This is a genomic window from Paenibacillus sp. PAMC21692 (genome assembly GCF_014303795.1).
GTDB lineage: Bacteria > Bacillota > Bacilli > Paenibacillales > Paenibacillaceae > Pristimantibacillus > Pristimantibacillus agaridevorans.
In genome coordinates, this window is the sequence record NZ_CP060293.1 from 4,178,765 (window position 1) to 4,192,599 (window position 13,835).

A 13,835-nucleotide genomic window follows, 5' to 3' on the forward strand; every position below is an offset into this window, starting at 1 on the left:
AAGGAAGAGACAGCGATGAAGCTCAAATGGACGAAATCGGGGATTGTCCTCTTAACGGCGCTAATGTTGTTGTCGCTTTGGTCTCCCGGGTTGGCGGGAGCGGCTGACGATCCTGTAATAAGCATGAAGGCAAGCAGCCGGGAGTCCAAGGTGACGGTCGAAGTAACGGGAAGCAGGCTGAAGGACCTGTACGCCTACCAGTTCAGTCTCGAATACGACCCCAAGCTGGTGCGTTTCGTCGGGGCTGCAAGTCCGATAACCGGCTTTACAGTAGATCCCATCGTCAAGGGCGGGAACATTCTGTTCGCTCATTCCAAGGTTGGCAAGGTAAAAGGAACGGAGGGCGAGGCTGCGCTGGCTACCTTCACGTTCGAGCGGATAGCTGGAGGAGGAGCGAGCTTTACTCTGCAAGACATTAAGCTTGTTGATTCCGGGCTGGAGATGGCCGAGCTGGAAGCAAAGGTAAGGCTGGTCTCGGCTTGGGCGCAGTTCAAGGACATTGCCAGACACTGGGCGGAGAAGTCCATTCTGCAAGCGACCGAGCTGGGCTGGGTAGCCGGTTACAGCGACGGTACATTCCGCCCGCAGAAGCAAGTAACGCGAGCGGAGTTCGTTACGATGCTTGCGCGAGCCTTGGAGCTCGACATTCCGGATGTGCCGGAGCTCGCTTTTGCGGACATAGACGGAATTCCGGTATGGGCGCGGGGATATATATCCGCTGCTGTAGAAGCGGGAATGATCCAAGGCTATGGGGATGGCACTTTCGGGGCCGGCAAGCTTATCTCGCGCGCCGAAATGGCGGCTATCATCGTCAGATCCCAGGGCATCGTGCCCGAGGAAGATGCGCGTCCGAACTTTACCGATACAGGCGATGCTCCTGTCTGGGCACAACCTTACATCGCCGTTGCGGCAGAACGCGGATGGATCAAGGGCGTCGGGGACAATCGGTTCGCGCCGCTCAAAAATGCGACCCGCGCCGAATCGGCGCATTTGATTCTAGCTATTTTTAACTAGAGAGGATTCCGCTACAATCACGTGGAAGAGGCTGTGCTTAGGCGCATCCTCTTTTTTAGCGTCCTGATCGCGACGGCTTGTTTACGGCGCTCCCAGAGCAGATTAGTTTTTGCGCCGTTTACGCTAATGTAACGGCTAACTGCTTAGCGCGAAGTGGAGGCGAATGGTGGTGCTGGAATGGGGGGCTGATGCTGGTGTTGGTGCTGTTGTTGTTGTTGCTGTTGCGGATGCTAATGCTGGTTCAGGTGCTGGTGTGCGACGCTTTTTACAAACAGTACAACAATTGGGCGAAAATACACAATTAAGATGAGGTAAAAGCCATTCATTCGTACATTTGTACATATATACACAAATTTTGGCTCGGAGAGGTCCCGAATGACGATGTGAAGCGAGAATTTGTGTATTTTCGTACAATTCCCTAGGCAGAGGGCCCCATTTGATTAAGAAATTGGGGAGAAATGCACAAATGTGCAGAAAGAGAAAGAGAGCCGTTTTCGGCCCATGGCACGAGCAAGCCCGTCAACAGGTTTCTCCATGGGAGATGGCGAACCTCATAAATTTGTTTAGATAACGAAGCTACCGACACTCTTCTCCGAATATCCTATACGCGGAGCTTAACCGAATATGCAGGTTGGCATTATTGCCTCCCAGCTCTATCATAGGCATGCTATACTGATCCAAGACATTTACAAAGGAGGCAGATATGAAGATGAGAAGAGTTGCAATTATCGGGGCGGGCAGCGTCGTTTTCTGCAAAACGCTAATCATGGATATCATGGCAACGGAAGGGCTGGAGGAAACGGAATTCGTGCTAATGGCACCATCAACGACTAATACTTCGCGCGTAAAAAATTATCTTGATCGCGTAGTCGCGGATAATGGACTTCGCTCTAAGATAACGATCACGACCGACCGCAGGGAAGCGCTGGCCGGCGCCAATTACGTGATCTGCTCCTTCCAGATCGGGGGCCTCGGAGCGTTCGAGCTCGATTATAAAATCCCGCTGAAATACGGCGTCGATCAATGTATAGGCGATACGCTCGGTCCTGGCGGCGTATTCCGCGCGCTGCGCAGCATACCCGTCATGCTGGACGTGGCAAAGGACATGGAGGAGCTATGTCCGAAAGCTATTCTCCTCAATTACGTCAATCCCATGGCGATGATCTGCTGGGCGCTCGGAGAGACGAACATCCAATACGTCGGCTTGTGCCACGGCGTTCAGACGACGCTTGACCTGATCGCAGGTTATACGGGCGTTCCTAAGGAAGAGATCGACTTCACCACAGGCGGCATCAATCATATGGGCTGGTTCTTGAAAATCGAGCATAGGGGAGAAGATCTATACCCCTTGTTGCGAGAGAAGTTCGAGCTGCCGGAGTATTACGTCAACGAGAAGGTACGCGGCGAGGTGTTCCGTCACTTCGGCTACTTCATGACGGAATCGACGGGGCACTTGTCGGAGTACGTGCCTTGGTTCCGCCATAGCGCGAAGGCGCTGGAGCTGTATTGCGATGAGCCGGCGTTTGGAGGCGAGTCCGGCGCGGCGTATAAGTGGAGCGCTTACGTGGCTGATAAATTCCAGCGGACGGATACGCTCGCGGAAGAGTCGACGGACCTTCCGCCAAGAAGCATCGAATATTGCGCTTATATTATCGAAGCGCTGGAGACAGGCAAGCCGTTCAAGTTCAGCGGCAACCTTCGCAACAATGGCATGATCGCAAACCTGCCGGAGGATTGCTGCGCAGAAGGTCCGGTTTTTGCCGACCGTACAGGCATCCACCGCACGATCGTCGGCGAGCTGCCTCCGCAATGCGCGGCGCTTAACATGACGAACATTAATGTACAGCGGCTAACCGTGTTAGCAGCGAAGAGCGGAGATCCCGAGACGGTCGTGCAGGCTATCGCAATGGATCCGCTTACGTCTTCCGTGCTCACGTTAAAGGAAATCCGCGAGATGGTGACGGAGATGCTGGACGCGGAGAGCGAATGGCTGCCCCAATTCGGGAACAGGCGCCCTCGCCCGACTCCGACGATTCGTATTCCGGAGGATGTCGAAAAGGCGGAAGTGCCGATCGATCCCGCGCTGGCGATTTTCTCGCGATTCGGTGAGTTGGCGAAGTAACCGGCATTATGCCGAAACAGAGCAAGCAATCATAACATTCAAAAACAAGAGCCAATTCTGAACTTCAGGATTGGTTCTTTTGTAATTACAATGTATTGACAAAGTAATTACACCGCTTTTACAATAAACATAACAAACAAAGGAGGGAACGCGCCATGGATGCAAATCTGCAAATTCGCATAACAAAGGATCTCAAAGAAACCTTCCAACAAATCGCGAAGGAAAACAATAAGGATACTTCGTCTCTTGTACGCGACTGGATCTCGAACTACATTGCCGAACATCGACGGACGGACGAGGAGCTTGCGGCTGATCTGTACAGAGCGGGTTATGGATTGCAGCAATCGCTGGGCGGGAGAGAGAACGTCGACAAAGAGTTCGCAAAACAATTGCAGGAGCTTTCCTTAACGGATCAAAGGGAATTTACGCAGCGGATTCTAGCTGTCTACATCGAACATGATCTAACGATTCCGGCGTGCGTGTCCCGTACGTACAAGGGTTACGCCTTCTCTCAAATGTTTTTGCTTGGGTTGATTGGAGACAAGCCGAAGGATTGAGAAGACCTCAAACGTCTGATTTGTCCGCGAATCCAGCCAACCGTCTGCCAATCGCCAGCAGGTCATACAAAAAGTCGCCCAATTGGCGACTTTTTTGCATGGAATCAACCATCCTTATAAGACTACACCCAAGCTTTATTCCGCCGGAGCCGTATATCGGACGAACGAAAGCACGATATCCTGGGGATGATCGCCGAACATGGAGCCGAACAGGTTCATCCCGCGCTGGTTCACCGCGCTGTCGCTGACCTCGAGCCTTACGATAATGGGCTCGTTGTATTGCAGGTCAAGCGTGGCCAGCGTCGTATCCGTCAGTCTTTCGCCGTTAACAAATCCGCCGTTCCCTGTCACGCTCCATTCTGTCAATCGGCCGTATTCCGTTCCGCTTCTCCACCGATCAGAGGTTAATTTACCTTTGCGATCGCCGAAATCGCTGGGGCTAATCCATGTTCCCACTGTTTTGCCGTTAATCAACAAAGTGATATCTGAACGGCAGTCCATTGCGAAAGACGGCGCCTCCGAGCAAAGCTCCGCGCTTAGCTTCAATTCGTCAATCGCCACGCCAGGCGGCATGGGATTGGGGAAATAGTATTCGACAAATCCGGTTCCCGAAAACCATAGCAAAGCAGCCTCTATCCGATCGGGCATATAAAACACGCGCGGATCATCCGTCGAGCCGATAAGGGTGCCTTCCTTGTTGGCCATTCCGCAAGTCGGCTGCACGGAGCAACTGGAATACATGCCGATCGGCATATGGATTTCTTCGGCCTTGTGCAAACCGTCTCCAGGCTTCTCGGGAAGCTCAAGCAGAATCGAGCGGCCGGAGACGGAGCATAACTTTTCGCGGTTGGAGCCTTGCGAGGTAACGACCAGCCCCGCTTGCTCCAGAATTTGAATATTAATGGATACGGTCGGCTGAGCGACGCCTAAAGTTTGGGCCAGTTGCGTCACGCTCATCTGATCGGATCCTATGGCTTCGAGAATGCGAACGCGCAAATCCCCGGATAATGCCTTCGCAACATCCGTAATCCTCGAGGCGGGAAACCGCAGAACCTCCTGCCTTATATCTACCATATCGCTCTCCCCTCCCTACAACCGTTTATCTCATGTGATCTCGGCTCTTCTAAAAGATTGTACAAGGATAATAAACGATTGCGCATGATTTTTGCAAGTATTATATTATTGCAATGTATATTGTGAATATGCTATATTGATGCTGATATGATTGACGAAAGCGCCTCCAATAAACCAATGAAAGGTTGTGTGCCGTTTGTCTACGTCACTAGCAACTACGAAAAATGCAGCTATGCCTCGCCCGGAATATCCGCGTCCCGACTGGCAGCGCCAAGACTGGTTGAATTTGAACGGAACCTGGCATTTTCAATTCGATCGTGAAAATGCGGGCAAGACCGAGCAGTGGTATGGCTGGTCTGCCGATCCCTATGCATCGACGATCACGGTGCCTTTCTCCTGGGCAAGTCCGCTCTCCGGCATTGGCAGCGAGGAGAAGGGAATTGGCTGGTATTGCCGAGACGTAAGCTGGTCGCCGGCCCATGTCAACGACCGTGTGGTTCTTCGTTTCGGCGCGGTGGATTATACCTGCGATGTATGGGTCAACGAGTCGCTGGTCGGCTCGCACGAAGGAGGATACGGCACCTTCGAATTCGATGTAACGGATGTATGGAAGCGGGATGCGGCAAACCGGATCGTCGTACGGGCGGAGGATAACGACCGCGATTATCAAGCGCGGGGGAAGCAGGGCTACGGAGAGATACGAGGAATCTGGCAGCCGGTCTGGCTGGAGGCCCGTCCGTCGGACTTTATTCATCAAGCCAGGTTCGTAACGGGGATTGACGGAACCATCGAGGTGGCGGCAACTGTCCATGCCCGGCAAGCCGGTCCTGCGACGTTATCGTTTTCATTTGCCGAAGGCGAAGTCCGGCATGTCATCCCCTTGCAATTGGTCGAAGGCGCAAACGATATTGTAACCTCCTTCAACGTCGATCAACCAAGATTGTGGTCTCCGGAAGAACCGAATCTGTACGAGGGCGAGATTGTGCTGGAGGCTGGTTCCGGCGGTCGTGATATCGTAAGCACGTACTTCGGCATTCGGGAGATCGGTACGGCGCTTGTCGGCGAGCGGCAATACCGCTGGATCACGCTCAACGGCAAGCCCATCTATTTAAACGGGACTTTGGATCAATCATACCACCCGACGGGTTATTTTACGTATCCCACCGACGAAGAGATGGAGAACGAGATTTATATGATGAAGCGTCTCGGTCTTAATTTCGTACGCATTCATATTAAGCCGGAGGAGCCGCGCAAGCTGTACTGGGCCGACAAGCTCGGTATTCTCGTGATGGAGGATATGCCTTGCTTCTGGGGGAATCCGGATGAGAGTGCTCGCGTATCCTATGTGGGCGAAGCGAGGGAAGTTATCGAGCGGGATTACAATCACCCTTCGATCTTCTCCTGGGTTATGTTTAACGAAACATGGGGGCTCAAGACAAATAGCGATCAAGTCGGTCTGTCCAGCGATCAACTGCATCCAAGCAACTACCTGCCGGAGACGCAAAACTGGGTTCGGGAAATCTACCAATGGGCAAAAAAGCTTGACCCAACCCGCATTATCGAGGACAATTCGGCGACGCTCTTTGACCATGTGGAGTCGGATATTAATACTTGGCACTTCTATATTAATGGTTACAAGGAATTGCGAGAACATCTTCAGGACGTTGTGGATAAGACATTCCCCGGTTCCCCTTTCAATTATATTGGCGGCAATGTGCAGACCGACGCGCCCTTAATGAACAGCGAATGCGGTAATGTGTGGGGAATCGAAGGAGGAGCAGGTGACAGCGACCTAGCTTGGCATTATCGATATATGATGAATGAATTCCGCAGGCACGACAAGCTTTGCGGCTTCGTATTTACGGAATTCCGGGATGTGACCAACGAATTCAACGGCTACTACCGGCTGGACGGAACGGACAAAAAATTCGGCTACGAATGGTTCGTGCCAGGCATGACGATCGCCGACCTGCATGCCCCGGATTTCATCGTCATCGATGCGCCGCCTTGCCAAACCGTCAATGCCGGAGCAACCGTCGCAATTCCTTTGCTTCGCTCCAGTTACTCCGATCGGTATTTCGGACAGGAGCTGCAGTTGAATTGGGAGCTCTGGTACGATCAATTGGGAACCAGAGTCGTTGCGGATCAAGGAAAAATGTTGCTGGAATGGAACGGCTACGGCGTGTCTCCACTGCAATCGTTGCAGCTCACTCTTCCTAAACAGGATGCGGTTGCGGTGCTTGCCCTCCGGCTTCAAACCGCGAGCGGTGAGACCGTCATGCGCAACTTTACAACGTTCGACGTTCGGAGCGGCAGATCTGACGGGCAATCGTACGGCTTGGATGGCGGGATTGTAAAAGTACCGGTTCCTGCATTTACAGAGCATGACTGGGCTTATCAATGGAACGCGATTCAAGGACAGAAGGCAAACGGCGGTCCGACAGGACGTTTCATCTATAACGTTCAATTGCCCGACTGTAACGAGCAGTCCGTCATCGGCCACATGGAGATCCTGTTCGAGGCCAGTGCCAAACGATTGCTGACACGGAATATCGAAGGTGGGGAATACAAACGCCCCGACCTATCCTTTATGCTTGGCGCGGATGCCAAAACGGAGAGCAACCCCAATACGTATTACATGACAGATGAGGTAAGGCACGACTCGACTGTCAACGTAATCATAGACGGAGTGAAAGTAGACAGCATCTACTTGCCTGACGATCCTGCGGACAGCAGGGGCGTGTTGTCGTGGCATTATCAGTCGGAATCGAACAAGCTGGACGAAGCAGGGTCGTATGGTTATTTGTGCAGGATAGAAGTGCCGAGCGCCCTGGCCGCGCAACTGAACCGGAGCCGCAGCTTTACTTTGGAGCTGGAGGCGAAGGAAGGCGGGCTTGCGCTGTACGGCAGGAATGCCGGTCGTTATCCGATCGATATTCTGGTAACTTATCGTTAAACGCAGCAGGACTGCCCCGAGGCCATTATTATGCCTTGTGGGCAGTTTTGTTTTTTAGGCCGAGCGGCTTTGGCCGGCCAAACGCATCCCTCGGAACGATATCCCCTCTACTCAGGTAAATCCGTTAGCCATGCTGGTACCCGAGTTGAAGCCGTCGTCCTCAATTCCCTTGGAACGGTATCCCCTTTATTCAGGGAAACTCCCAAACGTTGCTGATACCCGAGTTGAAGTAGTCATCCTAGCTTTCCTTTGAATGGTAGCCCACCTACTCTACTCAGGGAAAGTCCCCTAACAGGTGCCCGAATTAAAGCGAGCGTCCGCATTTCCCTTTGACGATATCCCATCTACTCAGGAAATTCTTCTAACTATGCTGGTACCCGAGTTGAAACAGTCGTCCTCAATTCCCTTGGAACGCTATCCCCTTTATTCAGACTAGATTGTGTATTAACTTGTCCTGAATAGAGGGGATATTGATCAAAGGTGGAGCGCCGATAGTTAGCTCTTGAACGAATCAACTGAGTAATGGAGATAAGGATCCAAACATGCGATGCAATGTTTGTTGGAGGGACACGACTGAGAAAGTGGTCATGCATGCAGGTAGGTGGGCGATGAGGAATGTTTTTCGGTGCGGACATACATGACTGTATTGATATCTGCGAATCACTATATTGCATGATTATCTGATGAGACTGTCGATCCAATGTGTGCAAAGCTGGAGTTGGAGCTACAATTGAACATCGCCACCCTGCAAACGGAAGTGAGAGCTCTTATTTTGATCGTTTGGCGTGATTTTAAAATCTAACGGAACCCTGCGACTTTATTCGTGAGAAATCTAGGCAAAACGCGAACTTTGGCCCATCATAAGGGCCGTCAGTTCCATTAGAATTGCGAAACGGTGCTTTTTGCTGAAATAACGCCTTTTATTTCCTTTAAGTAGAAGCAGCTCCAGTTCATTTCTTAACGAACAGTTGCCAGCAGTTTCACCTATGCACTGTTAATCGACAGCTTCCTGACGTCTGTAAGATTGCTCAACCGTTACATTTTTACATCGGAGAGAGGGGCGATATAAATAGGCTGCAAATCTTTGAATGAATAAACCTCTATTCTTGAGCTTCCATCCTCATTTTCAAAACCGGCTTGTATACCTTTAAGATATTCGCGTTTGACATTACCCACGCCGTTTAAGCTGGATGACCAATTGCTCCCCAATACCTCATTAACATCAATATACGATATCTTTCCATCTACAAGATCGTATATTCTTGCAGACATGAGCGGCCCCGGCATAAGAACGACTAGCTCTGTTATGCCATCCTCATCCAAATCAATTTCATCGATATTTCTTGCGTATAGCTCAAGTAGTATTTCTTCTTCACCTGCTTCGTCTGTATACAAATAGGTGAAATGGGCCCCTTTTGGCGAACTTTCGTTAGTTTCCTTTAACACGCCCGTTTGTCCTAGAATGTTATCGCGATTTAAATCCTGACTCGGCATGTCATTAATCCCTTTTGCAACCTCAGACTTGACGATGTCTTTCTCATTCCGACTATTATGAGTCATTTCAACGGCCTGTTCTTGAGCGTCATTTTGTACCGTACAGGCTGTGACACTAACAAGGACGATGATTACAGTCATGAGCGTACAAAAAGGTCTGTTCAATGAAGAAGTCTCCCTCCTATAGAAAAAAATTCCACCCGCAATACTAATAACGTGTGGAAGCCGATAATGTTGCGGTGGCGGATTTTATTTCTGGCCAACAAAGGGGTGCAGCTTTGTTGGCTGCTTTAAAGCAGCGTTGGAGACTAATCTTGCTCACGTCACCGGACAAGTTTCGTAGAGCCAGCTTTGCTCAAGTCACCGGCCAAGTGCCATATAGCCTGCGGTACGTTTCCGGCGTCATGCCTTCCTTCCTGCGAAACGTCGCCACGAAGTGGCTTGCGTCTCGGAAGCCGACAGCTTCCCCGATTCTGCGAATGGTCCAGTCCGTTCGGGAGGGCAGCCATTCCTTCGCTTTACGAATCCGCAATTGAATCAGATAAGCATACGCCGTCTGGCCGAACAGCTCCCGGAACTTCTCGTTCAGCTGCCGCTCGCCGATATCCAGCATGGCTGCCATCTCCGTCAATCCGATGCCGGGATCCGGGAATTCCGTCTCGAGCCAGTCCAGCAGCAGCTGGATTCGCTCCAGCCGCTTTGTGATGGATGGACGGTTATCGGTACGCGCATCCGTCTTGAGCAGCGTGAGAAATCGGTACAGATCCGAAGACAGTTGCAAGCCGGAGGGATCGCCCCCAGTTTCGGCGAGGACCAGCATATCCGCCAAAAACTGCGAGATCCGGTCGTCGCCGTCATCCCATTGAAAACGTTCCGCGCTGCTCCATCCAAACGATTGAATGAAGCTTGCCGCCATGCTTCCATGAAAGGTGACGAACCCCGAATGCCAGGCCCCGTTTTTCGCTTCGTACCGATGTGGCGTTCCGGGAGTCATCAGCACGCCGGTGCGCCGCGTCATTTTCCACGTATGACCGTTCACCGAAAGCTCTCCTTCTCCCTCAATCGTCAGCAGCCAGTGGAAATAGGGATAGCCGTTCGGCCTGTCAATGGCCTCTTGCTCGGGGCTAGCTCCAATAGATTCAATCTGCAGAGGCAGCAATTCCGCCGGAGATGCGGGAACGATGCGTCGTTTCATGATCAAACCTCCATATTCTTATATGAATATTCGATTTTTTTATATGGGATCATAAATATGAAAGTTTTACAATGGAGATGTATACTGCGGTTTTATCATATATTTCGAGGAGTGACAAGATGATCAGCGCGAAAAAACCGAAAATTTGGTATGGCGGCGATTATAATCCCGATCAATGGGAAAAAGAAGTTTGGGACGAGGACTTGCGTCTGTTCAAACTTGCAGGCATAGATGTTGCGACTCTTAACGTATTCGCTTGGGCGAAAAATCAGCCCGATGAAGATACTTACGATTTCGGCTGGCTAGATGAAATGATGGACAAACTCCATGCGGATGGAGTAGGCGTCTGCCTCGCAACGAGCACAGCCGCACATCCCGCGTGGATGGCGCGCAAATATCCTGATGTGCTGCAAGTCGACTTCAACGGCAACAAGCGGAAGTTCGGCGGACGCCATAACTCTTGCCCGAACAGTCCGACCTTCCGCAAATATTCGGCTCGCATGGCGGAGAAGCTGGCGGAGCGCTACAAGGATCATCCCGCACTTCTGATTTGGCATATCAACAACGAATACGGCGGCGCCGGAAATTGTTATTGCGATAACTGCGAAGCGGCTTTCCGCGAATGGGCGAAGGCGCGCTACGGCACGCTTGAATCATTAAATCGCGCTTGGAATACAGGCTTCTGGGGTCATACTTTCCATGATTGGGAAGACATTGTCTTGCCTAGCGGACGCAGCGAGGAATGGCAAGGGGCGAACGGACGGACGGAAACGAATTTCCAAGGCATCTCGCTGGATTATATCCGCTTCCATTCCGACAGCCTGCTGGATTGTTACAAGCTGGAGTACGAAGCCGTCAAGAAACATACGCCGGATATCCCCGTCACGACCAACCTGATGGGTGCGTTCAAAAAGCTCGATTATCACAAATGGGCGAAGCATATGGACGTGGTGTCATGGGACAACTATCCACGGTTTGATACGCCGCATAGCTACACGGGCATGATGCATGATCTCATGCGCGGACTAAAGGACGGCCAGCCTTTTATGCTTATGGAGCAGACGCCAAGCCAGCAGAACTGGCAGCCTTACAACTCGCTAAAGCGTCCGGGCGTCATGCGCCTGTGGAGCTACCAAGCGGTAGCGAGAGGCGCGGATACGATTTTGTTCTTCCAGCTTCGCCGTTCCATCGGCGCCTGCGAGAAGTATCATGGTGCCGTCATCGAACATGTCGGACATGAGCATACACGCGTATTCCGCGAATGCGCGCAGCTTGGCGCGGAGCTTGGGGAGCTCGGCGAAACTTTGCTGGATGCCCGCGTGGAAGCGAAGGTCGCCATTCTGTTCGATTGGGAGAACTGGTGGGCGGTCGAGATGTCCAGCGGTCCGACGATCGCGCTGCGTTATGTAGATGAAGCGCATAAATTCTACGATGCGCTGTACCGCGCCGGAATCGCAGTGGATGTCGTCAGCGTGGAAGCCGATTTGAGCGGATACGATCTGGTCATTGCCCCCGTCATGTACATGGTGAAGCAAGGCGTTGCCGCCAAGCTGGAGCAATATACGCATAATGGCGGCGCGTTAATCACGACCTTTTTCAGCGGCATTGTCGATGAAAACGACCGGGTGAAGACGGGAGGTTACCCAGGCGAATTGAGAAAGCCGCTGGGCATCTGGGCCGAAGAGATCGACGCGTTGCTGCCAAGTCAGAGCAACCGGATAATACCAGCAGACGGCGCTGCTGGCTTGAAGCAGGAATACGAATGCGCTATGATCTGCGACCTCATTCACTCCGAAGGTGCGGAGGTGAAGGCTGTCTATGGCGATGACTTCTATGCAGGGATGCCGGCGCTTACGGTCAACAAGTTCGGAGCGGGCGAAGCCTGGTATATGGCAACAAGCCCCGAGGCTTTGTTCCTGCAGGATTGGTTGACCCAGTTGTGCGCAGACCGCGGTATCGCGCCGCTTATCCCGTCCGTTCCGGATGGGGTGGAGACGACGGTACGTTCCAAAGAAGGGCAGTCCTATCTGTTTGTGCTGAACCATAACGCTGATGCGGCTCAAGTGAATCTGGGCGATCGTTCCGGCGTCGAGCTGTTGTCTGGTCGCGAGCTGAGCGGCTCGGCCGAGCTTGGCGGAAGAGATGTCTGGATCATAAAGCTCCAAGGATAACGGACGTCATGTGGCAATGTTATTATTTGAGGGGGATGACGGAGATGAGAATTAACGCCAAAGAAAGCGAATTAAAGCCAATCGCCGCAAAGGTCGCGGAGTATACGTTTAATATGGACCTCACTTGGGATTGGCCGGGCGGCGTCGCCTACTATGGCGTCAGCCGTCTCTACGAGGTGACGGGCGACCAGGCTTATCTGGACCGGATGATCGCTTGGGTGGACGAATACATCGAAGCGGGTCTTCCCGTCTGGACGGTCAATTCTTGCGCGATCGGACATATGCTGCTCACGCTATACGAGCAGACGAAGGACGAACGATACTTGGAGCTTATTAACAGCAAGCTGGATTACCTGGAGAACAAGGCGCTTCGTTTCGGCGACCGGGTCTTACAGCACACCGTATCGGCCAACAACGATTTTCCAGAGCAATGTTGGGCAGACACGTTGTTTATGGCGGCGTACTTTATGCTGCGCGCGGGAATCATGTTCGACAAAAAACATCTGGTAGACGACGCGCTGCACCAGTTCTATTGGCACATCAACTACTTGCAGGACGAGAACGACGCCCTCTGGTATCACGGGTACAACAATATCAAGCAGGACCATATGTCCGGCATCTATTGGGCACGCGCGAATGCTTGGGCGGCCTACACGATGTCCAGAGCGGCGAAAATATTGCCGGAGGCTTATCTCTATCCTCCGATGATGCATATCTGGAGCGCGCTCCGCGATCAGCTGGCGGCAATCAAGAAGCTGCAGAAGGATGACGGTCTCTGGGGCACCGTTTTAGACTATCCGGAAGCTTACGGCGAAGTATCGGCTACGGCGGGAATTGCGGCGGCAATGATTACTCAAGGCAATACGTTGCATGGCAAATACGTTCAGAAGGCGCTGGAAGGCGTTCTCGACAACATCTCTGACAACGGCCGCGTTCGCAATGTATCCGGCGGCACCGCCGTCATGAACGACATTGCCGGCTACCTCGGCATCGACCGCAAGTGGGCCCAGGGCTGGGGGCAAGGCCTCGCCCTTGCGTTTCTGGCTTTGACGATCGAGAAGGTGAAGCGGGAGTCGGCGGAGAACTGACGATCGATTGTTACGGAAGAAGAGTTGTTCGACAGTAGCTCTGTTGCTTGAAACGGGGCCCTTGATGGAGAATTTGTGTGAAACTAGAAATGGCGGTGCGGGAGATTATCCTGCACCGCCATTGTCGTTAACCATAGACGTTAAAAACGTCTATGGAGAGTTTT

Annotated in this window: 10 protein-coding genes; 7 read left to right on the top strand and 3 right to left on the bottom strand. The window is 52.2% G+C overall.

Features of this window, described 5'->3' with window-relative positions; all coding sequences use genetic code 11:
• Positions 1–15: 15 nt before the first annotated feature.
• From H7F31_RS16355 to H7F31_RS16370, 4 genes are all read left to right on the top strand, one after another.
• On the top strand, positions 16–1,014 hold the full coding sequence (locus H7F31_RS16355; RefSeq protein ID WP_187105064.1) for an S-layer homology domain-containing protein: 999 nt from the start codon (positions 16–18) through the stop codon (positions 1,012–1,014).
• Positions 1,015–1,177: 163 nt separating this feature from the next.
• Positions 1,178–1,324, top strand: coding sequence for a hypothetical protein (locus tag H7F31_RS16360; RefSeq protein WP_187105065.1), 147 nt, complete (start codon positions 1,178–1,180; stop codon positions 1,322–1,324).
• A 399-nt stretch (positions 1,325–1,723) separates the two neighbouring features.
• A complete protein-coding gene (gene melA, locus H7F31_RS16365; RefSeq protein WP_187105066.1) occupies positions 1,724–3,136 on the top strand; it encodes an alpha-galactosidase in 1,413 nt (470 codons plus the stop codon).
• A gap of 155 nt (positions 3,137–3,291) precedes the next feature.
• Positions 3,292–3,693 carry a ribbon-helix-helix protein, CopG family gene (locus H7F31_RS16370; protein WP_187105067.1) on the top strand — a complete coding sequence of 134 codons (402 nt, stop codon included), beginning with the start codon at positions 3,292–3,294 and terminating at the stop codon, positions 3,691–3,693.
• A gap of 135 nt (positions 3,694–3,828) precedes the next feature.
• Here the strand turns inward: H7F31_RS16370 and H7F31_RS16375 are convergent, their stop codons facing one another.
• Positions 3,829–4,767, bottom strand: a complete 939-nt coding sequence (locus tag H7F31_RS16375; RefSeq protein ID WP_187105068.1) for an ArsR/SmtB family transcription factor — start codon at positions 4,765–4,767, stop codon at positions 3,829–3,831.
• A gap of 187 nt (positions 4,768–4,954) precedes the next feature.
• On the opposite strand from H7F31_RS16375, the gene H7F31_RS16380 reads away from it, so the two are divergent.
• Positions 4,955–7,723, top strand: a complete 2,769-nt coding sequence (locus H7F31_RS16380; protein WP_397374598.1) for a glycoside hydrolase family 2 protein — start codon at positions 4,955–4,957, stop codon at positions 7,721–7,723.
• Between the two features lie 1,035 nt (positions 7,724–8,758).
• On the opposite strand, the gene H7F31_RS16385 is transcribed toward H7F31_RS16380, so the two are convergent.
• Positions 8,759–9,382, bottom strand: coding sequence for a hypothetical protein (locus H7F31_RS16385; RefSeq protein ID WP_187105069.1), 624 nt, complete (start codon positions 9,380–9,382; stop codon positions 8,759–8,761).
• A gap of 190 nt (positions 9,383–9,572) precedes the next feature.
• Positions 9,573–10,412: an AraC family transcriptional regulator gene (locus H7F31_RS16390; protein ID WP_187105070.1), complete on the bottom strand. Its 840-nt coding sequence runs from the start codon at positions 10,410–10,412 to the stop codon at positions 9,573–9,575.
• Positions 10,413–10,531: 119 nt separating this feature from the next.
• Here H7F31_RS16390 and H7F31_RS16395 point away from each other — a divergent pair, with 119 nt between their 5' ends.
• Entirely contained in the window at positions 10,532–12,583 is a 2,052-nt protein-coding gene (locus tag H7F31_RS16395; RefSeq protein WP_187105071.1) for a beta-galactosidase, read from the top strand.
• A 44-nt stretch (positions 12,584–12,627) separates the two neighbouring features.
• The gene (locus H7F31_RS16400) at positions 12,628–13,671 is read left to right on the top strand and encodes a glycoside hydrolase family 88/105 protein (protein WP_187105072.1); all 1,044 of its coding nucleotides are present in this window, start codon (positions 12,628–12,630) and stop codon (positions 13,669–13,671) included.
• Positions 13,672–13,835 lie beyond the last annotated feature (164 nt).